Consider the following 24,730-nt stretch of genomic DNA (forward strand, 5'->3'; position numbering starts at 1 on the left):
AGCTTAGCGGCATTCAGGTCTGAGCCTTCGCATAAATGATGGTGCTCGATCTATCGCCATTCACAGGAGAGCTAGATGCTGAAACGAATCAACTGGAACTTCGCGCTTCCGGTATTGCTGTTGTTGCTGGCGCTGCTGGTCTCCAGTTGGTTGCTGCGTGAGAAGCCCACGGTGAGCCGCGGTGCGCGGACCGCCCCGGCGCCGGTGGTGGATGTGGTGGAGGCCGAGCGCGGCCGCTTCCCGCTCACCGTGAAGGCCGTGGGCAAGGTATCGGCGCGGGAGTTTGTCGAACTGCAGCCCCAGGTGGAGGGGCGTGTGGATTGGCTCGATTACGACCTGGGCCCGGGCTCCACCCTGGAGAAAAACCAACTGCTGCTGCGCATCGACGCCGAACCTTATCAACTGGCCCTGCAGACGGCGCGCAGCACCCTGGCGGAGCGCCGCGCGGAATTGCAGCAGGAGGAAGGCCAGCGCCAGGTGGCCGAGGAGGAGTACGCGTTGCTGGGCTCCTCGCTGCCGGATGCGGATCGCGCTCTGGTGCTGCGCGAGCCGCAACTGGCCGCCGCGCGCGCGCGGGTGGAGTCGGCGGAGGCGCAAGTCAGTCTCGCCCGCCGGGACCTGCGCCTGACGGAAATCCGCTCGCCGTTCACCGGACTGCTGGTGAGCCGCAGTGTCGATATGGGCGACCGGGTGGCCCCGGGAACGGTGCTCTACCAGTTGGCCGGCGCCGACCGCTTCCAGGTGGAGGTGGAAGTGCCGGCCGGGCAACTGGCGCGACTGGGCGGGCCGGACCCGGAGGTGCGTATCCACGGCAGCCAGTGGCCGAAAGGGCGGTTCCGCCAGGCGGAGTTCGTGCGCCTGATCCCGGTTCTGGAAGAGCAGGGCCGGCTGGCGCGGGTGCTGGTGGAGCTGCCGGACCCGCTGTCGCTGGACGACCCGGCCCAGCCGCAACTGTTGCTCAACGACCTGGCGCGGGTGGAGATCACCGGGCGCACCGGCGAGGAGCGCGTGCGCGTGCCGCTCACCGCAGTACAGGACGGCGACCGGGTGTGGCAGGTGCAGGAAAACCGTATCCGTATTCAGCCGGTGGAGATCGCCTACCTGAGCGGGGACTACGCGGTGCTGGAGAGCGGCCTCGACGGCGGCGAAACCCTGGTTACCACCCGCCTGTCCGCGGTCACCGACGGTATGCCGGTGCGCCTGTCTGGCGAAGACAAAAAGGGCGGGGAAACACTGCCCGAGCTGGGGCCGCCTGGTAGTGAAGGGCGGCCGGGCACACCGCGCGAGCCGGCGGCGAAAGCGGCGCGGGGAGAGCGGGGATGAGCGACACCCGGCAGCATCCCCGGGCCCTGCGCCCACCGGTGGAAACCCGCGGCGGCGCCATCGCCTGGATGACCCACAACCACGTCACTGCCAACTTGCTGATGTTGGTGTTTATCCTCGGCGGTCTGGTTTTCTCCCTGATTATCAAAAAAGAGGTCTTCCCCGAGTTCAGTCTGGATATGGTCTCGGTGCAGATCTCCTATCCCAGCGCCAGCCCCGGGGAGGTGGAGCGCGGCGTGCTGGTGGCGGCGGAACAGGCGGTGCAGGGCATCGTCGGTATCAAGGAGATGCGCGGTACCGCCTCGGAAGGCAGTGCCTCCCTCACTCTGGAACTGGATGAGGACGCCAACGCCAACCAGGTGTACCAGGATGTGCAGCAGGCCATCGACCGGGTGAGCACCTTTCCCTCCGATATCGAGCGCCCCCGGGTGAGTCTGGCAGAGCGCAAGCGGGACGTGATGGATCTGGTGATCCACGGCGACCTGGACGAACGCACCCTGCGCGACGTCGCCATGCAGGTGTACGACAAGCTGGAAGCCCACCCGGATATCACCCAGCTTTCCGCCTCTGGCGTTCGCGATTTCGAGGTGGCGGTGGAGGTGCGCCGGGACGACCTGCGTCGCTACGGCCTGACCCTGCGGGACATCGCGCAGTTGATTGGCAACGCGGCGGTGGATGTGCCCGCCGGCGGGGTGAAATCCACCGCGGGCGAAATTCTGGTGCGGGTGACCGAGCGCCGCGACTGGGCGCGGGAGTTCGGCGATATCGTCGTCGCCCGGGGCAGCGGTGGCGGCACGGTGCGGCTGAAGGATATCGCCACCATTCGCGACGCGCTGGTGGATGAGCCGCGCAACATGGTCTACAACGGCGAGCCGGCAGTGGGCATCGATGTCTATCGCGTGGGCGACCAGACACCGATGAGCATCAGCGAGGCCACCCGCGCGGTGTTGGACGAGGCGCGCCTGTCGCTGCCGCCGGGGGTGCATATCAGCATCCGCGACGACGACTCGCAAATTTTCAAGGAGCGCCTGTCGCTGCTGTTGAAAAATGGTTTTATCGGCCTGCTGCTGGTGTTCGTGGTATTGGGCGCGTTTCTCGAACTGCGCCTCGCCTTCTGGGTAACTTTGGGTATTCCCACCAGTTTTCTCGGCGCACTGTTGTTTCTGCCCGCGCTGGATATCTCCATCAATATGGTGAGCATGTTCGCGTTTATTATCGCGCTGGGCATCGTGGTGGACGACGCGATCATCGCCGGGGAAAATATTTACGAGTGGCGCCGCCTGGGCTACAGCAATATGCAGGCCGCCATAGCCGGCGCGCGCCAAGTGGCGGTACCGCTGACCTTCGCCATTCTCACCAATATCGTCGCCTTTATCCCGCTGATGTACCTGCCCGGTTTTATGGGCAAGATCTTCGGCATCATTCCCTTTGTGGTGGGCTCGGTATTTATCATTTCCTGGGTGGAGGCGCTGTTTATCCTGCCTTCGCACCTCGCCCATTCCCGCCGGGGGTACAGGAACCGCTGGACGCGGCGCATCGCCGCGCGCCAGAAAATAATCGCGCGCAGCCTGGACCGCTTTGTGGAGGTTCGCTTCAAACCGCTGCTCGACCTCTGCGTACGCCACCGCTACACCACCATCGCCGTGGCCATCGCCACCCTCCTGGTAGTGGGCGGCTACGCCGCCAGCGGGCGCATGGGTTTCACCCTGATGCCCAGGGTGGAACGGGATTCCGGACGGGTGGCAGTCACCTTCCCGCCGGGCACCGCCGAACAGCAGCTGGAAAAGGCGCGGGCGCAGATCATGCAGGCCGCCAACCGGTTGCTGGAGGAGGGCGAGCGCAAGCGGGCTTTCCTCGGCATGCGCGGCCTGGTGAATGGCGACGCAGTGCGGGTGGATGTCTACTTCACCCCGTCGGACCAGCGCGATTTCACCACCGGCGAATTCGTGCGCGACTGGCGCCGCGCAGTGGGCCCCGTGCCCGGTGCGCTGAGTTCCAGCTTCGCCGCCGACCGCGGCGGCCCCGGCGCCGGCGCCGCGCTCACCGTGGAGCTGCGCCATACGCACACTAGTACCCTGGAGGCGGCAGCGCAACGGCTGGCGTCGGTGCTGAAGGATTTCCCCAACGTCAGCGATATCGATGCGGGCGTCTCCCTGGGCAAGCAGCAGCTGGACCTGACCCTGACGGAAACCGCGAAAAGCCTCGGCCTTTCCGCCGAGGAGATCGGCCGACAACTGCGCACCTCGTTGTACGGCGCCGAGGCCATGCGCCAGCAGCGCGGACGCGATCAGGTGAAGGTAATGGTGCGCCTGCCGGAATCCGAGCGGATTTCCCTGGACGATGTCTCCAGCATCATGATCCGCGCCGGCAACGGCCTCTGGCTGCCGCTGCCGGACCTGGTGGAAGTGGACAAGGGCCGCGCCTATGCCACCATCAGCCGCCGCGAGGGCCGGCGGGTGATGACAGTGACCGCCAATGTGGAACCGCCGGACCAGGCGGCGCTGGTGATCAACGAACTGAACCGCAGCGCCATCCCGCAATTGCAGGCGGAGTTTGCCGGGCTGGCGGTTTCCTACCAGGGGCGCCAGGCGGAGGAGCGCGAGGGCCTGGCCTCCCTGGGCCTCACCTTTTCCCTCACCATGGCCGCGCTTTACCTGCTGCTGGCGATCCCGTTGAAAAGCTATATCCAGCCGCTGACGGTGATGGTGGCCATTCCCTTTGGGGTGATCGGTGCGCTGCTGGGCCACCTGCTGATGGGCTATGGCCTGAGTATGGTGAGCCTGCTGGGCATGGTGGCGCTGGCGGGGGTGGTGATCAACGACACCCTGGTGATGATCGAGTACGGCAACCGCCTGCGCGCCGGGGGTACGCCGGTCACCGATGCGATCAAACAGGCTGCCGCGCGCCGCTTCCGTCCGATCATCCTCACCACCGTGACCACCTTCTGCGGGCTGACGCCGATGATCTTTGAGACCTCGGTGCAGGCGCGGTTTATGATCCCGATGGCCATTTCCCTGGGCTACGGCATTCTCGCCGCCACCGCCATTTCGCTGCTGCTGGTACCCTGCCTGTATCTGATGTTTGCCAGGGATATTCCGCAGCTGTTTTCAATGATCAATGGTCAATTACCAGTGACCAATAAAAAACGTTTCCGGGATGAATGGCGCTAAGTTAAGCGCAAGTTAAGCGGAATCCCCCTGTAGGAGCCTGCTTGCAGGCGAAGAAGAACAGTGCTCCGTAGCCCTTCGCCTGCAAGCAGGCTCCTACAAGGTGGTTTCCTTTAACCGGTGCGGGTTCCCTGTGGGTTGAGTAGTTACCATTGATCATTGGCTGCCCATCCTACACTCTGTCCGCATTGATGAGGCACGTCCCTGTGCCTTACCCGCTTCGCGGGCAGCCTTTGGCTGTCCAAATTTGTTCCGCTGTCCAAATTTGTTCCTGACAAATTTGTCCGCATTCCCCATTCCCCATTCCCCATTCCACACCTCAATCCCTGCGCAAATGATCCTTGATCGCAATCGGATTGGGGAAATTCAACACCACGATATAGGAGGAGATCAGAAAGGTAAGTATCGCGGTGGCCTGGATCAAATGGGATGCGGCGCTGCCGATCAGCTCCTGGCTCGCGGCCAGGAAGGCGATCAGCAGCGAGAATTCGCTGATCTGGCCCAGGCGGAAGCCGATATCCCAGGCCAGCACCTTGCGTTCGCTCTGGCGGCCCAGCAGGTAGCGGAACACCACGGGTTTGACGATCAATACCACTGTCGCGGTGACCACGGCAGCCAGGGCAATTTCCGGCAGCACGGACAGCTTGAACTGGGCCCCCAGGCTGAAGAAAAACAGGATCAAAAAGAAATCCCGCAGGGGCTTCAGGCTCAGGGCGATGTACTGTGAGATACGGCTGGCAGCCAGGGTGATGCCGGCGATAAAAGCACCGATTTCCCGCGACAGTCCGAGAAGCTCTGCTATTTCCGACAGCCCCAGACACCAGCCCACAGCGAGCAGGAAAACATACTCGTGAAAGCGGTCGAAGCGGGTAAACAGCGGTAGCAACAGGAATTTCACCGCCACCCAGGCGATGAGCACCAGCAGCGGCAGGGCGGCAAAAGACAGGCCTATTTGCATGGGGCTCACTGCTTCCGCGCCACCGCTCATCAGTATCATCAGGCAAGCGATGGCCACGAAGTCCTGGAACAGCAGCAGGCCCACCATCAATTCGCCCAGGTGCTTGTGGTGCAGCACGGTAGTGGGCAGCAATTTGATACCGATAATGGTACTGGAAAACATCAGCGCCATGCCGATCACCCAGCACTCGATGTCGGTAAACCCGAACAGCCGGCCGATTCCGTAACCCAGGCCGAGGAAAATTGCGCTGCTGATTAATCCCACGAAGGTGGCCTTGCGCATTACCGAGAGCAGCGCCTGGGGCTGCATATCGAGGCCCAGCAAAAACAGCAGGAAGATAATCCCGATACTGGATATTTCCGCCAGCAGCTGCACATTGTCGACCACCGCCAATCCCGAGGGGCCGAGCGCTATCCCCAAGGCGATATAGGCCACCAGCAGCGGCTGGCGACCGTAGAGTGCCAGCGAGGCCACGATGGCCCCGCCGCTGAAGATCAGGAAAAAGGATTGAAAGAGAGAGGTTTCTTCCACTGGAGATCCTTGTCTGGTGGGCCTTGCTCCCATTATCCATAGATGTGGGTGGGGCTGGAACAGTGGGTATATTTTTGCGGGACTCGGGACTCGGGAAAGAATACCGAACTTGATACTAAGGCCGCGATGCCGGGGGCCGTTCGCGAAACGTTTGCCGATGAGGCTGTTGAGTGAACGGCCCCCGGCAGCGGGGCCGCCCCAGCACCAGAAACAAGACTCGGACTCGGGACCGTGGGGGCGGGCCTTGTGTTCGTCCTGAGGCGACCGGGCGAACACAAGGTTTACCTCTACATTTAGCCCGGAGGCGTTACAGATTAAACCAACGCAGGTTCTCCGCCTCCGGTGACAGAATCGGCTGTTCGCATTCTTTCCCGTTCGGTTGTCGCAGTATTTCCCGTGCCTGCTGCAAATACTCCCGCAGGGTTGTCTGAACTTTTTGCGTGGGAGCCAGGGCGCCCGCATCCAGTTCCAGGCGCAGCGGCGCCTCGCCGGCCTCGCCCTGGTAGCGCCAGACACCGGCCTTCATATCGTATTGGTAGTAGGGCAGCAACCGGTGGCCCCGATCGGCGATGATTTCAATCGCCCCGATCAGGTAGTCCACTGTTTCCTCATCCAGGAAATAGTTGAAGTTCAGGCGCACCCAACCGGGTTTGAGGATGCTCTCGCCTTCGCTCACCAGCTGTTCCAACGCCTCGCTCTGCTCCGGTGTCAGGTGGAGCAACTGGTGCCCGTAGGGGCCGGCGCAGGAGCAGCCGCCGCGCACCTGGATGCCGAAGAGGTCGTTGAGCAGCGCCACCACGAAACCGTGGTGCAGAGGTTTGCCGTCCCGCAGGATATGCAGGGAGACGATGCCCACCCGGGGCAGCTCGGTGCCGCCGAGGATTTCGATAGCGGGGTTCTGCTTCCAGCGCGCAAAGGCCCTGTCCAGCCATCGCGACTCGCGCGCCTCGATTTCCTCTGCGCTCACCGCGTCCTTGAGTTCGAATACCAGGCCCGCGCGCACCGACTCCACGATTGCCGGGGTGCCGGCCTCCTCGCGGCGTTCGCCGGCGGGCAGGTAGGTGTGCCGGTCCGGTCCCACCCAGGATACGGTGCCGCCGCCGGGAATTGCCGGCTGTTCCGGCGGCAGCAGGGATTTTTTCACCACCAGGATGCCCGGGGTGCCGGGGCCGCCGACAAATTTGTGCGGGGAGATAAACAGCGCGTCCTTGCTGGTCGCGCCGCCATCGCCGTGCGCATCGATGGCCACGTAGGGCGCGGCCGCGGCGTAGTCCCAGAAGGCCAGGGCGCCGTGTTTGTGCAGCAGGCGGGTGACCGCGTCCACGTCGGTGCGGATGCCGGTGACATTGGAGGCGGCGGAAAAGCTGCCGATTTTCAGCGGCCGCCCGCTGTAGAGGTCCAGTGCCTCCTCCAGGGCGGGCAGGTCCACGCCGCCCTCGGCGTCCTGGGGGATGGTCACCACGTCCGCGACGGACTCCCGCCAGGGCAGGTCGTTGGAGTGGTGTTCGTAGGGGCCGATAAACACCACCGGGCGCCGGGCCTGGGGGATCTTTGCAGCCTCGGCACCAAAGCGCTGGTAGTGATCGGCGCGCAGCCCCAGGCTGTCCACCAGCCGGTTGATTGCCGCGGTGGCACCGGCGCCACAGAAGATCACCGCGTGCTCGTCCCCGGCGTTTACGGACCTGCGAACCATCCCACGCGCCTGCTCGCGAAAGGCGGTGGTCTGGCGACCAGTGGCGGAGGTCTCGGTATGGGTGTTTGCGTACCAGGGCAGCACACGGTTGCGGATAATGTCTTCGATAAAGGTCAGGCCGCGCCCGGAGGCGGTGTAGTCGGCGTAGACCAGCGGGCGCACGCCAAAGGGGGTGGCCAGCGGCAGGCGATCGCCGATCACGCTGTCGCGAATATGGGCCATCAGGGATTCAGTGGAAGGCATCTCTACCTCAAGCAGTAATCGTTATTCTGCTGTGCATTTCTCTACCTTTAGTAGACGCGGCCCCCTGGGAACGCCGAGCTCCAGCTCGGCATGCGGGCCGTGGGCACGCCATACCGATAAACCGATCGCGGCCAAGGGCGGATGGCCGCCCCGCCGCTCCTACAGAAGTCATTCACCAGCCGGAAGGGCGATTACTCACCGGGCGGAATGGGCAGTTCCGTAGTGCTCTTGATCTGCTCCATGGCAAAGTTGGATACGATATCGCTGATGCCCACGTGGCGGATCAGTTCCCTGTAGAAGCGGTCGTAGGCGGCGATGTCGCTGACCACGATCCGCAGTAGGTAGTCGTAGTCCCCGGCCATGCGATAGCAGTCCACCACTTCCGGCTGTTCAGCGATGTGGCTGGCAAAAGTTTCGGCCCATTCGGGGGTGTGCTGCTCGGTTTTCACCTGGGCGAATACCGAGACCGGCAGGCCCAGGATTTCCGCATTCAATAGCGCCACCTTGCGGCGGATGATGCCGCTCTTCTCCAGCTTCTGAACCCGGCGCCAGCAGGGGGTCTTGGTGAGCCCCACGCGCTCGGCCAGCTCTTCGATGGAGAGGCTAACATCTGATTGCAGAATGGCAAGAAGTTGTCGATCGATCGCGTCAAGTGAGGACATAGCTCTACAAAGCTCCCTAACTGAGGGGCAGTATATCCCTTCGCGATGATTTTGGCGCCATCAATGGCAAAAAAATACCGCTGTTGGTTTGAGTGTAGTGGGTTTCGGGGGTGGTTGGGCTCCCACTGCACCCTTGGAGATAACGTTAGTCTCCGGTCGATCGAGGTGGTAGTGGAATTTCCCTCAGGGTGTTGAATGGCCGGTGGTTGGTGGAAATGTAGAAATGCAGGGGCGACAGTTCGCCCGCAGGTGGGGTTGGGCAAACACAAGGTTCGCCCCTACGATTCTCCCGAGTCCCGAGTCCCGAGTCCCGAGTCCCGGGTCCCGGGTCCCGAAATTTCAGGCCGCGTCCCTGGGGGGAAACATCGGCTCGAACAGACCCATCTCCATCGCCCGGTGCACCTTGGCCATCAGGTCCATTTCAGTGAGTTCCTGCAGTTGCTGCAGGTCGTCCAGCACGTAGTAAACCGGCTGCACGATATCGATCCGGTAAGGGGTGCGCAGGGCGTCCAGCACATCGAAGTCGTAGCGTTTGGGCTCATTGCCCAGGGCGTACAGGGTCTCCTTAGGAGAGGACAGGATGCCGCCGCCGTAGATGCGCAGGCCGTCCCGGGTGTGCAGCAGGCCGAACTCCACGGTGAACCAGTAGAGCCGGGCCAGGTAGCTACGCTCTTTAGGAGTGGCCGCCAGGCCCAACTGGCCGTATTTTTCGGTGAAGTTGGCGAAGGCGGGATTGGTGAGCATGGCGCAGTGGCCGAATATCTCGTGGAAGATATCCGGCTCCTGCAGGTAGTCGAACTCCTCGGGGCTGCGGATAAACGTAGCCACTGGGAACTTGCGGTCCGCCAGCAGCCCGAAGAACGTCTCGAAGCCGATCAGCGCCGGCACACGGGCCACCTCCCAGCCGGTTTCCCGGCGCAGCACACTGCTGACTTCTTCCAGTTGCGGGACGCGGTCGCGAGGGAGGCCCAGCAGTTCCAGGCCGTTCAGATATTCGTCGCAGGCGCGGCCGGGAACCACCTTGAGCTGGCGCTCGATCAGCCGGTGCCAGGTCTCGTGCTCGATATCGGAGTAGTGAATAAAGCCCTGTTCATCCGGCTTGTGCGCCACGTACTTGCTGGGCTTCTCGGCGTCTTTCTTCATGCTCTCTGCTCCCGGCGGCGTGGCCTTCAGCGGGGCTGCCGCGCTGTCCGTTGTTCTTATCTCCTATCTATTTTTAGTTACCGGGCTTCGGGCCGGCGATATCCGGGGAAGCGATCTTGTGGCATTTGGGGGAGCGGAGATACACTTTCTGTAAATCTATCTTTACAGGCCCGAGATGAGAGTCGAGATAACTTGTGCCAACCGGGTGGGTATCTTGCATGAAATTATGCAGATATTCGGTGAATATCGGATAAATGTGACTTCCGGAGAGCTGGGGGGAGACAGTGGGGACAAGGTCTATCTCTCGGCTCCCAATATGCTCACCACCCAGTACCAGGCCATCGAGAAGTCCCTGCTCAAAGTGCCGGGCGTCAAGCGGGTGCGGCGTATCGCGCTGATACCTTCGGAAAGGCGCCACTTCGAACTGGATACCCTGCTGCGGCATGTGGCTGACCCGGTTCTGTCGGTGGACAGGGAGGGGCGGGTGATTGCCGCCAACTTGGCGGCGGCGCGGGTCTTCGGGGTGAACCTGGATCGGGTGCCCGGGCTGCAACTGCAGCGCTTCCTCCCCCTGTTGCAGGTGGCGGAACTGTTGCGGGATTTCGCCGTACCCCGCTACGGTCTGCCGGTCACCGTGCGCGGCAGGTCCTACCGCATGGAGTGGTCGCCCATCGCCCTGGCGGACAGCCCGGGGGCCGTGGAGTCCCTCGCCGGCGCGGTGCTGACATTGCAGCTCCGGGAGCCGGGACTGTCGAGTCCCGAACTGCCGGAGCCGGTAGCGCTCTGGGACTGGGACCGCCGCAGGGACTATTGTCTCCAGCTCCAAGAGTTGGCCGGGCTCGGCGCCCCCCTGCTGATCGCGGGCGAGCCCGGCAGCGGCAAGAGTTCCTTTGCCACGGCCCTGCACTATCTTTCCCCAACGGCGGGGGACTGCTATCGCTTTGGTCCCCGGGATGGCCAGCTGCAATTGCCGGGCCCCTTGTGCGGGCCCGGCAGGGTAATTCTGGAGGACCTGCACCTGCTCTCGAGGGAATCCCAGTTGGCCCTGGTCCGCCGTTTAAAGGCGCTGCCGGCGGAATTGCGCCCGGTGGCCACCTGCTCGAATACCGATGGGCTGGCGGCACCGCTGGCCCAGTTTTTCTCCTCCCTGGCCCTGCGCCTTCCTCCGCTCAGGGCCATGCGCCCGGCACTGGAGCGTTTCGCGGCGTCGATATTGCGGGAGCTGGGTCGGGGAGGGGAGCCGCTGCAGCTATGCGACCAGGCCCTCCCGCTGATGCGATGCCACGACTGGCCGGATAATTTCAGCGGCTTGAAAAACTACCTGAGCGCCGCCGCCAGCCGCTGCCGGGCCGCAGGCCGGCAACGGATAGAGTTGGAGGACCTGCCGGATCTGGCGGTGAGCGCGGAGTTGCCCTGGCGCGACTGGAGCCGCGGCCTCAGCTATCGGGAGATTATGGAGCAGATGGAGAGGGCCCTGTTCACCGAGCTGGCCGCCGGGCGGCCCTCCACCCGGGAACTGGCCAAACGACTGGGAATTTCCCACACCGCGGTGGCCAACAAGTTGCGTAAATACGGACTGACGTAGGGGTGAACCTCAACCAAGGATTGGCAGAGCCAATTTGTAGGATGGGCAAAGCGCAGCGTGCCCATCAAGGCCGGGGAGATGGGTAGTGGCGCCGGTATGGCGAGCCAGACCGAGACCTGGGCGGCCCTGATACCGGTACCCGTTCGTTCAACAGCCTCATCGGCAATCGTTTCTCGAACGGCTCCCGGTATCAGGGCCTTCGCATCAAGCTCCGGTATTCTTTTCCGAGTCCCGAGTCCCGAGTCCCGGGTCTTGCTTCTGGCGCTGGGCGGCCCCGCTGCCGGTGGCCGTTCACTCAACAGCCTCATCGGCAAACGTTTCGCGAACGGCCCCCGGCATCGCGGCCTTAGCATCAAGTCCGGTATTCTTTTCCGAGTCCCGAGTCCCGAGTCCCGAGCCCCGTTACCTTGATGTTAAATAATCAACGATCGATTCTGCCCAGCAGCATATCCTTGAACATCACAAAATCCCCCCACAGGCTGTAGAAAGGATTTTTGAAAGTGGCCGGCCGGTTGTGCTCAAAAAAGAAATGCCCAACCCAGGCAAACCCGTATCCCGCGAAAGGCACCGCAACGAGGTACCACAGGTTGCCGCTGAACAGCGCAGCCGCCAGCAGCAGGATCACCAGGCCGGTACCGACAAAATGCAGGCGGCGACAGGTGAGGTTGCGGTGCTCCTCTAGGTAGAAGGGGTAAAAGTCGCGGAAGGATTCAAATTTTCTCGGTTGTGCGGCAGCCATGGCTGTGCTCCCGGTTCTTATTAGTAATCCGGGTCAGTCTATCGGTATCCGCGATTCCATCCAAGCCGGGCGCAAATGCGCCGAATTTGATAGGCTGCGCAGGTTCCCCCTTCCACCAGTTAGTGGAAGAGGGCAGGGGAGAGGGCAAATAAAGAGGAAGTTATGGCAGGTCCACTCGCACATCTGAAGGTTCTAGATCTCAGCCGCATCCTGGCCGGCCCCTGGGCCAGCCAGGTATTCGCCGATTTTGGTGCCGAGGTCATCAAGATCGAGCGCCCCGGTCGCGGTGACGATACCCGCCATTGGGGGCCTCCCTACCTCAAGGACGAACACGGCGAAGACACCGCAGAGGCGGCCTATTACCTGAGTGCCAACCGCGGCAAGAAGTCTGTCACCGTGGATATCACCAGGGAAGAAGGGCAGGCGCTGATCAAACAGTTGGCGGAGCACTGTGACATCCTGTTGGAAAACTACAAAGTGGGCGGGCTAAAAAAATACGGGTTGGATTACGAGTCCCTCAGGGCCGTTAACCCGGGGATTATCTACTGCTCCATCACCGGTTTCGGCCAGACGGGGCCCTACAAAAACCGCGCCGGCTACGACGCCATGATCCAGGGTATGGGCGGCCTGATGAGCATCACCGGAGTCCCCGAGGGCGAGCCCGGCGCCGGCCCGCAAAAAGTGGGTGTGGCGGTGGCAGACCTGATGACCGGGATGTACGCGGTCTCCGCGGTTCTCGCGGCGGTAATTCACCGCCAGCAGACCGGTGCGGGCCAGTATATCGATCTGGCGCTGCTGGATACCCAGGTGGCCTGGCTCGCCAACCAGGCGCAGAACTATCTCACTTCCGGCAAAAGCCCTGTGCGTCAGGGCACCGGTCACCCCAATATCGTTCCCTACCAGGCGGTACCGGCGAAAGACGGCTATTTTATGCTTGCGGTGGGTAACGACGACCAGTTCAAACGATTCTGCCATATTGCCGGCCTCGACCAATTGGCGGAGCAGCCCGCCTACGCTACCAATGCCGCCCGGGTCCTGGCCCGGGAACAGCTGGTCCCACTGATCGAAGAGGCCACCCGCCGGCAGGAAGCCGCCTGGTGGCTGGAGAAACTCAGCGACGCCCACGTGCCCTGTGGCCCCATCAATGACCTGGACCAGGTCTTTGCCGACCCCCAGGTGCAGGCCAGGGGAATGGTGCTCGAACAGCCGCATCCCCAAGCGGGCGCGGTGAAAACTGTGCGCAACCCGGTGATATTTTCCGAGACCGCACTCGAATACGAACAGGCACCGCCGGTACTGGGGGAGCACACGGAGGAGATATTGCGGGAGTGGTTGGGCAGAAGCGAGGCCGAGATTGCAGAGTTCAAGCGGGAAAATATTGTCTGAATAGCGTTATCAACCCGGCGAGCTGTGCGGCCGGGATAACTACTTACCCCGACAGTCCCCTCTCCCCCTTTGGGGGACAAATCCGCCGGGAGCGGATTTTGGCAGCTTTAGCTGGCCGAAGGCCGAGCGCCATGGATGGCGCGAGTCACTGGGTTAGGGAGAGGGGAGAGCCGGCTTAATGAAGCGGAGAGGAAGCCCCGAAAATGAATATAGACCACATCAATATCAGCGCACCGAAGGATCTGTTGCGCGAGGTCAAGTATTTCTACTGTACGGTGCTCAATCTGCAGGAAGGTTACCGGCCCAGTTCTTCCCGCCCGGGCTTCTGGCTGTATTCGGGTGACCGGCCACTGGTGCATTTGACGGAAAGTAAGATGCACTACGGGGGCGAATGGCGGGGATACCTGGACCATGTGGCGTTTCAGACCGAAGACCTGGCTGCGGTAGTGGAGGGGCTGAAGCTTCTGGGTGTTTCCTACAGGAAAACCCATGTGCCGGACACCGGCGTGACGCAGCTTTTCTTCGAGGACCCGGCGGGCACGGGGCTCGAAGTCAATAGTATAGACAGGAGCTGAGAGGCAATTGGCTGAACCGGGAATATCACGTGCTCAAAAATCTCCTCAACAAAAAACCCGGAACCATCCTGTATGTGCAGATATGGGAAAAGCGCATCCGGGTCACGGATATCGGCAGCGGGAGGATTTACGACCAGGTCCCCCAGTTGGCACTGGAGCAGAAAAAGGGACGGCGGACCGTCGCTGCCGTGGGTAGCCGCGCTTCATCCGCATCCGGAAAGAATATTGAAATGGTGAACCCCTTTTCCCATCCCCGCTCGCTCATCCGCGACTTCGTCGCCGGCGAACAGCTTCTTCAGCATATTTTCAAAGAGCTTTCCGGAGACACGCTGATTCCAGCCTCGCCCACCGTGGTATTGCAGCCCATGGAAAAGACCGAGGGCGGACTGACGGATATAGAAATACGCGCTTTCCAGGAGATGGCACTGGGAGCCGGGGCGCGGGAGGCCGTGGTCTACCAGGGGGAGGAACTCACCCGGCATACTTTTGATTACCGGAAAGTAAAAGAGAAGAGTGTATCTGGTAAGAGAGTCGCAGCCGCAGGCGAAAAGAGCGGCCAGTTTATACAATGGTTCTTCCTCCTGTTGTGGCTGGTGCTGATTGCGGCCATGGCGCTGTTTGGCGGACGGTAGGCGCCCGCTTTATACCTTAGGGTAATTGACAGGGCAGGTTGCACGGGTTAATTCTTGTTTCCCGGCCGAAATCATAAACGCAGTCTGCTTCTGGCAGGCACAATGGTCAACAGCGCCCGAGCGGGGCCGGGACACCGATGACTTCGCCTGATCTTACCAACCACAAATTTGACTAATCACAAGCAAAGGCAATAGCAGCGATGAAACCCTCGATTTTTGTGCTCACTTTCTTGATGTTGTATGTAACCGGTTACGCCACCGCCGCAGCCCCAATTTCCACCCAGCCGGTACCGCGTACCAAACAGTTTCCCTGGATGAGCCTGTCCACCTGGTACCAGAAGCACTCTGACGACGTCAGGGTCGCCGAACAGGGCCGTGCCCGGGTGATATTTCTGGGGGACTCCATCACCGATATGTGGGACCACGCCCAGTCTGTCTGGGATCGCGAGTTCGCACCCTTTCGAGCCGCCAACTTTGGGATCGGCGGAGACCTCACGCAAAACCTGTTGTGGCGCCTGGACCACGGGGCTATCGACAAGCTCAATCCCGATGTTGTGGTTATTCTGATCGGCGTGAACAACTTCCTGCACAACGACGCCAGTGCCCGGGACACCTTTGCCGGAGTACAAGCCGTGGTCGGTCGGGCTCTGCAAGGTTACCCCAAAGCCCATATTGTTTTACACGGCATCTTCCCCTATGGCGAAATGCCGGACACCCCGGAGCGTGCGCGGGTGGACGCCACCAACCAATTGATTGAGACCCTGGCGGACAATCCGCGGGTTGATTATTACGATTTCGGCCCGGTCTTTCTGCAAGACGACGGCCGAATCAGCAAAAGCATTATGGCCGACTATCTGCACCCCACCGAGCGCGGCTACGAACTTTGGGCCGAACAGCTGAGCCCGGTGCTGTCCCGCCTTTTGAAGAAGTAAGGAGCCCGATGTGAAAGCGATACCTGTATACCTGTTATGGGCTCTGGCCTCGCTGGCCGAGTGTGCCGGGGCCTCCACCGATACTTCGATAAAAACCGTCGACGCCACCAGCGATAATATCCGCTGGAGCGGCCGCTTTGCGGCACTGGAAAACGGCAGCGCGCGTTTCGGCTACCCGAGCGTCAGCGCCAACCTCGCCATTTCGGGGGGAGATCTCAGTGTTACCGCCGCCAGCAGCAAAGATGGCAGCTACATGGCTGTGACGGTGGACGACAGCCCACCGCGCCGCTTCGCCCTGACCCGCGCACCGAAGCAATACTCCCTGGTGGAAAACGATGGAAAGCCCCACACAGTGCGGCTCAGTCATCCCTCGGAAAGCTGGCGTGGCATTGTTACGGTAGAGAAGTTCACCCTTGCAAAGGGGGAGTTTCTCTCTCCACCAGCGGCGCCGGAGCGCAAACTCCTTGTAATCGGCGACTCGGTCACCTGTGGTGAGGGTGTTTACCAGCCAGCCGATTACCACTGTGACACCAGCCCGCGTCAGCCCGACTCCGATCACTCCTACGGCATGCTGCTCGGCAGAGCTATGGGCGCAGAGACCCAGTTGGTGTGCTACGGCGGCCGCGGCTTGATCCGCAGCTGGAATGGCAATACCGACGAGTTGCAGGCGCCCCGGTTTTTTGAACTGGCGATACCCATAAATGACGGACCGGCTGCAGATCTATCCGCCTTTGTGCCGGACGTTATCCTGATTTCCCTGGGCACCAACGACTTTAACCTCGATATAGGCCCGCTACCGGAACGGAGCGAATTCGTATCGACCTACGTGGAATTTGTCGAACGTTTGCTATCGCTCTATCCCGACGCTGAGATTGCACTTACCGAGGGCGCCATCGTCAATGACGCAACCGACCCGGCCAGGCCGCAGCGCAGCGTCCTGCGTGACTATATCGCCGATACGGTTAAACGCACAGCGGACGCCCGCGTCCATCAGGTCCTCTCCCAGCACCACCCCGGAGACACCTGCGATGCACATCCGACGGGGCAGCAGCACAAAGCCATGGCAGATGAACTGCTGCCCGTTATCGCTCCGCTGTTGAGCCGATAATGATTTGCCTCCGAGTGGGGATTGATACTAAGTCTAACTACTACAGTTTATCAGTCTCCCTCGGGGGTAACCGGCACCGCTTCAGACCCGGTCTCGGTCGCAGGACACCGCCGCATCCCCCAATGCCGTGATTCGTGGTAGCTTTGCATTACTGAATGCCCCTTCGGAATGCCTCCGTCGAGCAGCTTCGAAAGCTCGCTGAGCGGTTTGGATTCTCCAATCGGAGCCCGCATTATCGCGTTGTCGATTTCAAACGCTTCGACCAATTCATCGAGTCGCGGCGCCAGCGCCTGAGCCGACGCAAGACGCGCACGTGCAAGCCCACGCAGTACTCTGCGCGACGCCCAGGGCCGGCCACCGAACCAGGCCCCGTCCCTGAGCACCAGGCCTGAAGTGTAGATTTGCGACAAGAGGTGCAAGATTCCACCGGCTTCGCCGTCTCTTGCCTGCGCCTCACGCGCCACCGACTCCAGCGACTCTGCCACGAGCCGTTCGGCGTGAATCCTCCCGAGCCGCATCAACTCGTCCGTGTTCTCTTTCCAGACCTCCGCCAGGGGGCGACGCCGCTGCGCCAAAAACATGCGAATGCGCAGGCTCCGTCTCACCGCAAGCTCCCGACGGCAAAGCCAGGACAACAGACGCGATCGGGCGCCTGGGCGGGCGCGCGCTGGAGGTTTGTAGTCGATTCCGCGCACGAGGTCGCTTCCCACCTTCAAAAGCAACACGTCGCTCTCACCTTCCGCGGTAAAGATCGCGTGGTTGCCAATGAGGTTTTCGAGTATTCGGTTTGCCCCGAACATCCCGTGCGAACCGGTTCGCTGTCGGCATATTCCGATGACTTCGAAAGTCGATAATGACACGAAGGCCTTCAGGATCGAAGCCTCTCGGGCCATGAATTGCTCGCGCTCTTCCGAAGGCTCCGGGGAGCATCCATTGACGATCGAGTTGTAGCGCAAGCGTAGCGCGTACATCGTGGCCACCGCGTCGACCAGGGGGAGGTAAAAATTGCTGCAGTCTCGGGCGGAGACGCCAGGTGAACCAGGAGAAAAAACCCGCTTTTCGCGCGCACTGTTTACCGCAAGGAAAACCACGGCTTGAGTGGCGCTGATGCACGTCAGGCTGCCACTCAAGCGCGCGAAGGAAAGTCGGTCGATCGAGCGCAAAAGGCGTCTGCGCCGGCTCGGCTCGGTGCATCGAAACTCTCCCTCGTCCGTGAGTTCGATCTCTGAATCGACAAGCAAATAGTCTTTCGGGATGCGCACATCACGTAGCCAAGTGCACGAGTTATCCAGGTTGACCGTAGGCTCCACTCCAATCCATCGTGCTTCGACTCCCGGAGAATCGAGTGGTACCAAAAATGGAAAGACTCCTTCGTCTTCCCCCTTCGTTACAAGCCGCGCAAACAGGACGGCTACCTTTCGTTCCCGCTGGAACCAGCTATTGGGCATCCACTTCAAGCTACCCGCCGTTGGCGTATTGAGGACGAATTCCCTGGTCTGCGGCTCGTATCGGGCCTCGGTTTCGATTGCGATCGCATTGGTGCCCGTCGACAACTCTCCGAGCACGAAACACCCCACAGTCCGGCCCTTCAACATCTCGTCCGCCACCGCCTTCACCGCGGGGGAGCGGTCCGCGGCCTCCAGCACCGTGCGAAGCGCAAGCAGATAATGGATATTCGCCACCGCCCAGGCTGCGCCGTCGAGAATCGAAAGCAGGCCGGTGACGCACACCAGACGACGTGGGTCCCGCACGATTTCGTCAGCGTCAATTTCGAGCTCTTTATTGATGCGCTCGCGAATGATGTCGAGCCATCGGTAGGTGCGTTCGAAACGGGCCTCGGGGCCGAGCGATTCGTCCTGCGCAAACGAAGGCTCCCTGAGCAATGCCTTGGTCCACGCCTCGGTGCGCGCCAGCTCGGGCTGCCGGTCCTTGTTCAGGAGGATCCGAGCCAAGTCGGCACCGAGGTCAGATGAGTCGGCACTCGCTTGGACTTTCGTATCGCTTTTTATCAGCAAAGGATAATACTCGAGTTGTCCCGTGTTCCGGGGGCAGTATACCGATCTCTCCATGTAGAAATGACGTCCAGTGTGCCCGGAACTCCAACTGACATTGGCTTAGACACATTCAATAATGGGAGGTCTCGGTCTTTTCTCAGCCGCGCCGCTTTTTGGGCGTCGTCTGGAGTGCCTGGTTATTCTTGTTTGGTATTAGCAGAAGCTTTCAATTTTTTCCCTGCACAAGGTTTCTGTTAACTCTTTCAATAAAGTTACGCGCTCAGCCAGCCATTCCAGCTGCTTTTCTGTAATGGTGTAGCTTGGCTCGTAGCGTGCATCAACATAAGCTTTACGCAACAACTGAAATACTCTTTTTCTTCTTCTGTGGCCTTGGGAAATGCCGATAGAAATTTGGGTTCAATACTTCCGACCTGTTGACCAAGTTTTTCAAGGTCATGTGTGCTTGGCTTGTAACGAGTAAAAACCAGCAGAATCGTACCATACAGGCTTTCAGTTATTTGGTGTAACTGAAATGCAGCCTCGTTGTACGCTTTCTGGGAAATGCCAAATTCATAGAAACTAAAAAGCCGAACGGCTTTATTAAACCAATAGTTGAAATCTTCTTCAGCCAGCCTCTTTCTCTCTTGTGCGGTAATTTCCCTTGGCTCTGCCAATTCAAATTTGCCTGACTCATACAGAAGGATACCTTCCTGCACAATGTCGATATAAAAATACTGGCTTTTTCTCAGGCGACGGTTTAGAAACTGGATATCTTCAGCAATCAGGCTAATTGGAGTTCGATGGATAGTTTTGGCTAATTTTTGTGCAAGTTGACTATTTTGCTCAATTTTACTGGCTTGGCGGGGAGTTTCGGTTACAACCAAAAGATCAAAGTCGCTCTGGTAGCGATAAAGGAGCGTTTCTGGGTCGAGATCTTCTACCCAATCACCGCGGGCATAGCTACCAAATAAAATGAGCATATCGAGATCAACTTCTTCTCGAATGATCTCGATCGCTCTTTGTAATTCCTGCTGTTTTCGTTCCGGCAGGTGTTCGAGTGATGTTTTCATATTCTAATGATAATGGCTATTCACGTAGATTCATAGCTTCTTTTTTTTGAGAGGCATCACGTCCCGTGCAGCGCTTGGTTAAGAGCGGGGCCTAGTAGATGGCCATAAGGCTAAACAAGCAGCAAAAGCTGAAATTAGGCCGGCCTGTACAAATACGCGTAAATCTATACCGCCCTTTTCCAAAATAGAGTACCGTGGGTTCAAAGGGTCATAATAAACTGTGACATCTTTTCCTTCCGGGTACTTCCTCAGCATCCGGCGAGAGTAAATAGATCCAGGTGCCTGATAGCTAACCTTACCAGACTCATAGGTGTAGCCATCTACTACATACTGATATTTAATGTCATGGAATGAACTTCTACGCCCGCTCAGCTTTCTTGACTGGATTATTTTCCCTGTGGTTGAGGCCGTAGCATCTGAGAAATAGTAGCTATGGATAGTGCTAAATGCACCTAAGTGATGCTCCCCAAAGTAGAGCAATCCAACAGCAGCAGCTATCCGCAGAATTTTCTTCATGATTACCTGCTCTTAACGCCGCGCATATGGGCACGAGCTGCGAGCGTCCCATCGCCGTTTGCGGCGGCGTAATGCTTGCTTGGTTATTTGTTACTACTCGCATACCGCCTATTTAACCAAGAAGTTGTGACGAATACTACCCAAATTCCGAAAAAGTATATAACTCAAGTTTCGGAGTTCATTTGGAGCAATAAAATACGCGTAACTTGTTGATCTAGAATAAAAAAGGGTCTTGCACGTGGTAAAATGTTGGTTCTCTACGCCAAACATCAAAACCACGGAAGACCCACATGAATAATGACACGAATAAGGCCGCTCTGCCATCGTTAATCGGGGAAGTTCTCTCTGACCAAAAGAACTACATTGACAACCTGTTTGCGGACACTTGGAGGACGCTTAAATTTAGCTCGCTTCTGAAGGCTGCAGGCTTTACCAAGCGAAGCGGATTGCAGATAAGCCAGGCAGTTTTCTTGCTCTTACTGTGGAAGTAGCTCAATGTTTCGTCTATCGCCATGTTTTCCCGAAATGCGCTGGGTACCTTCTCCACAGCAAAAAAGGATGTCATGTACGATCTTCTGAAGCGTGAGGACGTTAACTGGCGAGAATTTAACCTACTGACGGCAAAAGAGGTCTATCGGAAGAACGGGCAGAACGGTAACCGGATCAAGGCGTTTGTATTAGATGACTCCATAAAAACGCGGCGCGGCAAGAGAATGGAAGGGGTCTCCAGTCATTTTGACCATGTCACCAACCGACACGTCATGGGACAGCAGGTACTGACGCTAGGCTTGGCGATGGAGGAGGTGTTTTTACCCGTAGACTCGCAAGTGTATGTGAGCAAGACCAAAGCGACTGAGCTGAATCGCCCCTTTAAGGATGGACGCAGTGTCGTGGCCAAGCGCTACCAGGAGGCCACGGAGCAGGGCAAGCCCGAGATGGCGGCGAATATGATGAAACGAGCGTTGCGCACTGGATTGGCGGCGGACTACCTGCTTGCTGACGCCTGGTTTGGTACAAAGCCAATGATTCGGACCGCGCAGGACCTGGGAATTTGCCCGATACTGCGCATGAAAAAGAACAAAATGAAATACCGGGCAGTGATCAAAGGCCGGAAGAAAGAGTTTCTGGATGCAAAGGCGCTCTATGCACACGCAGTTAAAGGTGAATGGAAAAAAGTGCGGGGGATGCCGTGGAAGGCTGTGGAGCTTGAGGTTGAACTTGACCTATCCGACGGCAAGACTGACCCACCCGAGTGGATGGCAGTGAAATTGCTGTTTGTGCGCGGGGTGAGTGCACCAGGTGAGCCGGATGTCGGGAAGAAAGACTGGGCACTGTTCTTGACGACAGACACTCGACTCAGCATCAGCAAAATACTGGAAATCTACGCTCTGCGGTGGGGCATTGAAGTGTACTTCAAAGAGGCTAAGCAACACTTGGGATTCCTGGCGGAACAAACGGCCAGCTTTGCGTCGCACACCGCGTCGATACACCTGTGTGCGATTCGTTACTTGATGTTGGTGCATGCAAAGATTGAAGGGGCTGAGGCGCGCGTTGGTGATGTGCGAGCCAACGTACAGGACCAACTGGACATGCTAAACCTTGCTGGGAGGTTATGGCAGGTGTTTCGTGCGATTATCTCCGGAACTTTGCACGAGATGCAAAAGACGCTGGGATGTATGGTCGGCGCGATAATGGATCTCGTAGATCAGCGGGTAAATGATTTCTTTGTTCGAAGTCTTCAGCTGGATGCGTTTACGTTACAGCTGGAGCACGACTGACGGAGTTCTGGCGCTGAATTTTTGCCTATCTGAACTCCGAAACTTGAGTATATAAGCGAAAACAGCGCACCCGTATAAGGCGCAAAATTTCGGCCCGTGTCGGCCGTTACCCGATGCATAACTTCTTCTTGTTTAGGTGTGATTTCACTGCCAGAGAAAATGCCATCTCCGTTTGTATCGAGCGCTGCTAACTCAGCATCAAGATTTTGCTCAACGTATGCAGCACTTAGCAGGATAAAGATATATAGCAAAACAGATGATATTGCAGCTATCGATACGTTATTGAGTTTACTTGAAAATACTTTTCGGTTGATCCCCCAAACAACAGCAGGGATCAGAAACAATGCAGCCAGTGCGGTAGTTAAATTCATAGATTCTCGGCTACTATTTACACATAACGCCACGTGCGAAGACGCGAGTTTATGAGCGTCCCACCGTTGCTTGGGGCGGTGCATTGGCGCGCATTGTTGATGTATTAGCCGCCTCGCTGCGATATTTATACAACCCTAAAATCGTTTTCACTAAATCCACACCCAATATTCTAGAGATAGGAATAGCATAAAAATTAATTGCTGAGTTAATGCGATAATTAGCTGTGATTGTTAACTTTGTTTGACTTTCGTTTACAGGTTGCAGTGTGAATGAAGTGTTATGAAGATCAAAGTATTTTCCGCCGATAGCAACATGATCATCCATGGAGCCTTTTGGGAATGAGTTTTTATCAAAAACATAGTCCCACTTGATATAATTATTCTTTGAACTATTAGTAACTACAGCTTTGAAATTGATGCCTCGTTCCCATATTGAATAGCGGATCTCTTGTTCACCTTTTTTCTGATTTATACCTTCAAGCGGCTTTGGGACACCTATTAGATGACTGATGCTTAGTGGTAACTCCCCAGGCTTAATTTCTTTCGCACTCATTATTTGATTCCAAATTACTTTAGGACTTGCTTGGACAATAACCGACTCAACAACTTGAACATTTCTTTCTTTGAGTGGGATCTCGTTTTCAGCGAATAGAATTAAGTATGGTAATAGCGCGATAGATAAGAGCGGCTTAGTGTTTTCAGTTGTCAGGCGTAAGAAGATCCCCATAAGTAGGCCTCCAATACTTGCGCATAGCAAAAAAAGAGGGGTCATTATTGCAATGCAGATAGATCCTTCAAGCAATGCAATTGCTGTACCTAGAAGCATTAAAGCTACCGTTACCCATGGCAAAAACAGCATTTGTGGGATTCTTATTGTTTGACCTCGATAGCCGTATATCGTGAGCGCTCCCACAATAAACGGAGTTCCAATAAGGAACGCCATAGACATAGGTCCTTCAACTGATGAGGGCAGTACATCAAATATGTATCTCAAAAATACGCCGTAGATAGCCCCTCCAATGAACCAAGGCCATTTTAATTTCTTTGCTTGCACTTCTGATTCGGTCACGATACTTCCATTTGCTTAATGCTTCACATCACCGGAAAAATAAAGATGCATAGCGAAGCGGCGCAGATTTATTTTATCCGATTGCATGTTTTGTTAGGCGACCGTTTAACCTTCGCTCATAGTATTTAGGGCTTTTTATTCAGAAAATGAAAATTTTGCCCAAGTCGATTTATCGGTATCTACTGCTTTTTCAGGATAAAAGAGCTCTGCGCCATACTTTCCGTCTTGGTAAATAGCACTGAGACGAATCATCATATTCCAAGTGTTACCGACAAATTTCTTTCGCAACACCTGAATTTCCCTGTGGGATCCTTCCAAGAATTTAGTGTGTTTGCCTTCATCAGCATCTTCTTCACCTGCGTATGGTACCCAATAACCACTCCAATCTTTGTGATTCCAAAATTCAGATTTACTCCAGTCTTTGTCACGGAGTGACCTCTCTGATAGTTGGGCGGAAGCATGTAGATTATAGAGATGACCGGTTTCAGCATGTTCAATGTAAAGGTCAATAACTGTGTAATCTCCAGATTTGCCTTTGGCGCAAACGAATAAAGAATCTTTATCGTGCATAAGATAAATGGCAGTCTGTGCTGGTAATTCAAGCATTGTTGCAACTTTCCATTCAGCTTTATCACAACGACCATCGAAAAGAGGTGCTTTGCTTGTTGGATTAATTACAGTAGCCTCGGAAGCGATTGCTTCCCCAGCTAGGATTAAAAGTGTAGCAGTTAGTAACAACATTTTTGATGGGATTCGCATATTTCGCATATAAAGTCCTTGTGTGAATATTTTCTTTTATTGATATAAGTTAGCCAACTGTGTACATAACGGCAAATAGTTTGCGATCAATGATAATGGGAGCGCAGAGACCGTGCAAAAAAGTGCACAAAGTAAGGCGTCGGCTGCAGAACTTGGTTACATTTTGATGAGTGTACGAACCTTCTCCACTAACGCCGCTGGTTCTGAAACCTGAGCCGAGGGGATTACGATAGCGTTGGCACGATCCAGGAACAGCATTATTAATCCGCGTTCAAACTCGACTGAGCTAAAATTTTCCCAGCTTAAGAAGATGTCATGTTTACTATTTTTACTTCTAATGCCGCTCACTGAAACTTCAGCCTCGTCAGTAAAATCTGTGGGCCGTCTCCGGCACAGGTAGCCGCCCAAGCGCATGGTATAGCGCTATTTCCAGGCATCTGTAGGTCCTGAAGCCGTAGGATTTTCTGGCGGTCACTTTCGCTTTGTTGTTCAGCCC

Annotated in this window: 20 protein-coding genes and 1 pseudogene; 9 read left to right on the forward strand and 12 right to left on the reverse strand. The window is 57.6% G+C overall.

The window, feature by feature from the left end; translation table 11 throughout:
* Window positions 1–75: 75 nt before the first annotated feature.
* Together ACRC0P_RS04875 and ACRC0P_RS04880 are read left to right on the forward strand one after the other, a co-directional pair.
* A complete protein-coding gene (locus ACRC0P_RS04875; RefSeq protein ID WP_438628660.1) occupies window positions 76–1,323 on the forward strand; it encodes an efflux RND transporter periplasmic adaptor subunit in 1,248 nt (415 codons plus the stop codon).
* On the forward strand, window positions 1,320–4,493 hold the full coding sequence (locus ACRC0P_RS04880; protein WP_438628661.1) for an efflux RND transporter permease subunit: 3,174 nt from the start codon (window positions 1,320–1,322) through the stop codon (window positions 4,491–4,493). Before ACRC0P_RS04875 ends, ACRC0P_RS04880 begins: the two co-directional genes overlap by 4 nt.
* 316 nt (window positions 4,494–4,809) lie before the next feature.
* Here the strand turns inward: ACRC0P_RS04880 and ACRC0P_RS04885 are convergent, their stop codons facing one another.
* The 4 genes from ACRC0P_RS04885 to phhA form a co-directional block, all read right to left on the reverse strand.
* Window positions 4,810–5,979: a cation:proton antiporter domain-containing protein gene (locus ACRC0P_RS04885; protein WP_438628662.1), complete on the reverse strand. Its 1,170-nt coding sequence runs from the start codon at window positions 5,977–5,979 to the stop codon at window positions 4,810–4,812.
* Between the two features lie 307 nt (window positions 5,980–6,286).
* The gene (locus tag ACRC0P_RS04890) at window positions 6,287–7,915 is read right to left on the reverse strand and encodes an aminotransferase class V-fold PLP-dependent enzyme (RefSeq protein WP_438628663.1); all 1,629 of its coding nucleotides are present in this window, start codon (window positions 7,913–7,915) and stop codon (window positions 6,287–6,289) included.
* A 191-nt stretch (window positions 7,916–8,106) separates the two neighbouring features.
* Entirely contained in the window at window positions 8,107–8,577 is a 471-nt protein-coding gene (locus ACRC0P_RS04895) for an Lrp/AsnC family transcriptional regulator (protein WP_438628664.1), read from the reverse strand.
* A 339-nt stretch (window positions 8,578–8,916) separates the two neighbouring features.
* Window positions 8,917–9,720: a phenylalanine 4-monooxygenase gene (gene phhA / locus ACRC0P_RS04900; protein WP_438628665.1), complete on the reverse strand. Its 804-nt coding sequence runs from the start codon at window positions 9,718–9,720 to the stop codon at window positions 8,917–8,919.
* 214 nt (window positions 9,721–9,934) lie between these two features.
* Between phhA and ACRC0P_RS04905 the strand changes: the two genes are divergently transcribed.
* Window positions 9,935–11,305 (forward strand): TyrR/PhhR family helix-turn-helix DNA-binding protein, encoded by a 1,371-nt coding sequence (locus tag ACRC0P_RS04905; protein ID WP_438628666.1) that lies wholly within the window; start codon window positions 9,935–9,937, stop codon window positions 11,303–11,305.
* A 421-nt stretch (window positions 11,306–11,726) separates the two neighbouring features.
* Here ACRC0P_RS04905 and ACRC0P_RS04910 read toward each other — a convergent pair whose 3' ends face one another.
* Window positions 11,727–12,044, reverse strand: coding sequence for an Mpo1-like protein (locus tag ACRC0P_RS04910; protein WP_438628667.1), 318 nt, complete (start codon window positions 12,042–12,044; stop codon window positions 11,727–11,729).
* A gap of 162 nt (window positions 12,045–12,206) precedes the next feature.
* Here ACRC0P_RS04910 and ACRC0P_RS04915 point away from each other — a divergent pair, with 162 nt between their 5' ends.
* From ACRC0P_RS04915 to ACRC0P_RS04935, 5 genes are all read left to right on the forward strand, one after another.
* Window positions 12,207–13,430, forward strand: coding sequence for a CaiB/BaiF CoA transferase family protein (locus tag ACRC0P_RS04915; protein ID WP_438628668.1), 1,224 nt, complete (start codon window positions 12,207–12,209; stop codon window positions 13,428–13,430).
* Between the two features lie 203 nt (window positions 13,431–13,633).
* Window positions 13,634–14,005, forward strand: a complete 372-nt coding sequence (locus tag ACRC0P_RS04920) for a VOC family protein (protein WP_438628669.1) — start codon at window positions 13,634–13,636, stop codon at window positions 14,003–14,005.
* A gap of 29 nt (window positions 14,006–14,034) precedes the next feature.
* Window positions 14,035–14,637, forward strand: a complete 603-nt coding sequence (locus ACRC0P_RS04925) for a rod shape-determining protein (protein ID WP_438628670.1) — start codon at window positions 14,035–14,037, stop codon at window positions 14,635–14,637.
* A 200-nt stretch (window positions 14,638–14,837) separates the two neighbouring features.
* The gene (locus tag ACRC0P_RS04930) at window positions 14,838–15,569 is read left to right on the forward strand and encodes a GDSL-type esterase/lipase family protein (RefSeq protein ID WP_438628671.1); all 732 of its coding nucleotides are present in this window, start codon (window positions 14,838–14,840) and stop codon (window positions 15,567–15,569) included.
* Window positions 15,570–15,579: 10 nt separating this feature from the next.
* Window positions 15,580–16,677 carry a GDSL-type esterase/lipase family protein gene (locus ACRC0P_RS04935; protein ID WP_438628672.1) on the forward strand — a complete coding sequence of 366 codons (1,098 nt, stop codon included), beginning with the start codon at window positions 15,580–15,582 and terminating at the stop codon, window positions 16,675–16,677.
* Window positions 16,678–16,727: 50 nt separating this feature from the next.
* On the opposite strand, the gene ACRC0P_RS04940 is transcribed toward ACRC0P_RS04935, so the two are convergent.
* The 3 genes from ACRC0P_RS04940 to ACRC0P_RS04950 form a co-directional block, all read right to left on the reverse strand.
* Entirely contained in the window at window positions 16,728–18,692 is a 1,965-nt protein-coding gene (locus ACRC0P_RS04940) for a hypothetical protein (RefSeq protein WP_438628673.1), read from the reverse strand.
* 251 nt (window positions 18,693–18,943) lie between these two features.
* Entirely contained in the window at window positions 18,944–19,741 is a 798-nt protein-coding gene (locus ACRC0P_RS04945; protein WP_438628674.1) for a hypothetical protein, read from the reverse strand.
* A 78-nt stretch (window positions 19,742–19,819) separates the two neighbouring features.
* A complete protein-coding gene (locus tag ACRC0P_RS04950) occupies window positions 19,820–20,257 on the reverse strand; it encodes a DUF3592 domain-containing protein (RefSeq protein WP_438628675.1) in 438 nt (145 codons plus the stop codon).
* 563 nt (window positions 20,258–20,820) lie between these two features.
* Here ACRC0P_RS04950 and ACRC0P_RS04955 point away from each other — a divergent pair.
* Window positions 20,821–22,035, forward strand: coding sequence for an IS4 family transposase (locus tag ACRC0P_RS04955; RefSeq protein ID WP_438628676.1), 1,215 nt, complete (start codon window positions 20,821–20,823; stop codon window positions 22,033–22,035).
* Here ACRC0P_RS04955 and ACRC0P_RS04960 read toward each other — a convergent pair.
* From ACRC0P_RS04960 to ACRC0P_RS04975, 4 genes and pseudogenes are all read right to left on the reverse strand, one after another.
* The gene (locus tag ACRC0P_RS04960) at window positions 21,996–22,406 is read right to left on the reverse strand and encodes a hypothetical protein (RefSeq protein WP_438628677.1); all 411 of its coding nucleotides are present in this window, start codon (window positions 22,404–22,406) and stop codon (window positions 21,996–21,998) included. The genes ACRC0P_RS04955 and ACRC0P_RS04960 overlap by 40 nt on opposite strands.
* Window positions 22,407–22,455: 49 nt before the next feature.
* Window positions 22,456–23,475 carry a hypothetical protein gene (locus ACRC0P_RS04965; RefSeq protein WP_438628678.1) on the reverse strand — a complete coding sequence of 340 codons (1,020 nt, stop codon included), beginning with the start codon at window positions 23,473–23,475 and terminating at the stop codon, window positions 22,456–22,458.
* Window positions 23,476–23,610: 135 nt separating this feature from the next.
* Window positions 23,611–24,243 (reverse strand): hypothetical protein, encoded by a 633-nt coding sequence (locus ACRC0P_RS04970; RefSeq protein WP_438628679.1) that lies wholly within the window; start codon window positions 24,241–24,243, stop codon window positions 23,611–23,613.
* 355 nt (window positions 24,244–24,598) lie between these two features.
* Window positions 24,599–24,730: pseudogene (locus tag ACRC0P_RS04975) on the reverse strand (ISL3 family transposase); the annotation flags it as partial.

This window comes from Microbulbifer sp., assembly GCF_051659245.1.
Lineage (GTDB): Bacteria > Pseudomonadota > Gammaproteobacteria > Pseudomonadales > Cellvibrionaceae > Microbulbifer.

Coding starts and splice junctions, on each gene's coding strand:
- ACRC0P_RS04875 (WP_438628660.1), top strand. CDS start 76: ATGCTGAAACGAATCAACTGGAACTTCGCGCTTCCGGTATTGCTGTTG.
- ACRC0P_RS04880 (WP_438628661.1), top strand. CDS start 1,320: ATGAGCGACACCCGGCAGCATCCCCGGGCCCTGCGCCCACCGGTGGAA.
- ACRC0P_RS04890 (WP_438628663.1), bottom strand. CDS start 7,915: ATGCCTTCCACTGAATCCCTGATGGCCCATATTCGCGACAGCGTGATC.
- ACRC0P_RS04895 (WP_438628664.1), bottom strand. CDS start 8,577: ATGTCCTCACTTGACGCGATCGATCGACAACTTCTTGCCATTCTGCAA.
- phhA (WP_438628665.1), bottom strand. CDS start 9,720: ATGAAGAAAGACGCCGAGAAGCCCAGCAAGTACGTGGCGCACAAGCCG.
- ACRC0P_RS04910 (WP_438628667.1), bottom strand. CDS start 12,044: ATGGCTGCCGCACAACCGAGAAAATTTGAATCCTTCCGCGACTTTTAC.
- ACRC0P_RS04915 (WP_438628668.1), top strand. CDS start 12,207: ATGGCAGGTCCACTCGCACATCTGAAGGTTCTAGATCTCAGCCGCATC.
- ACRC0P_RS04920 (WP_438628669.1), top strand. CDS start 13,634: ATGAATATAGACCACATCAATATCAGCGCACCGAAGGATCTGTTGCGC.
- ACRC0P_RS04930 (WP_438628671.1), top strand. CDS start 14,838: ATGAAACCCTCGATTTTTGTGCTCACTTTCTTGATGTTGTATGTAACC.
- ACRC0P_RS04945 (WP_438628674.1), bottom strand. CDS start 19,741: ATGAAAACATCACTCGAACACCTGCCGGAACGAAAACAGCAGGAATTA.
- ACRC0P_RS04950 (WP_438628675.1), bottom strand. CDS start 20,257: ATGAAGAAAATTCTGCGGATAGCTGCTGCTGTTGGATTGCTCTACTTT.
- ACRC0P_RS04955 (WP_438628676.1), top strand. CDS start 20,821: ATGTACGATCTTCTGAAGCGTGAGGACGTTAACTGGCGAGAATTTAAC.
- ACRC0P_RS04960 (WP_438628677.1), bottom strand. CDS start 22,406: ATGAATTTAACTACCGCACTGGCTGCATTGTTTCTGATCCCTGCTGTT.
- ACRC0P_RS04970 (WP_438628679.1), bottom strand. CDS start 24,243: ATGCGAAATATGCGAATCCCATCAAAAATGTTGTTACTAACTGCTACA.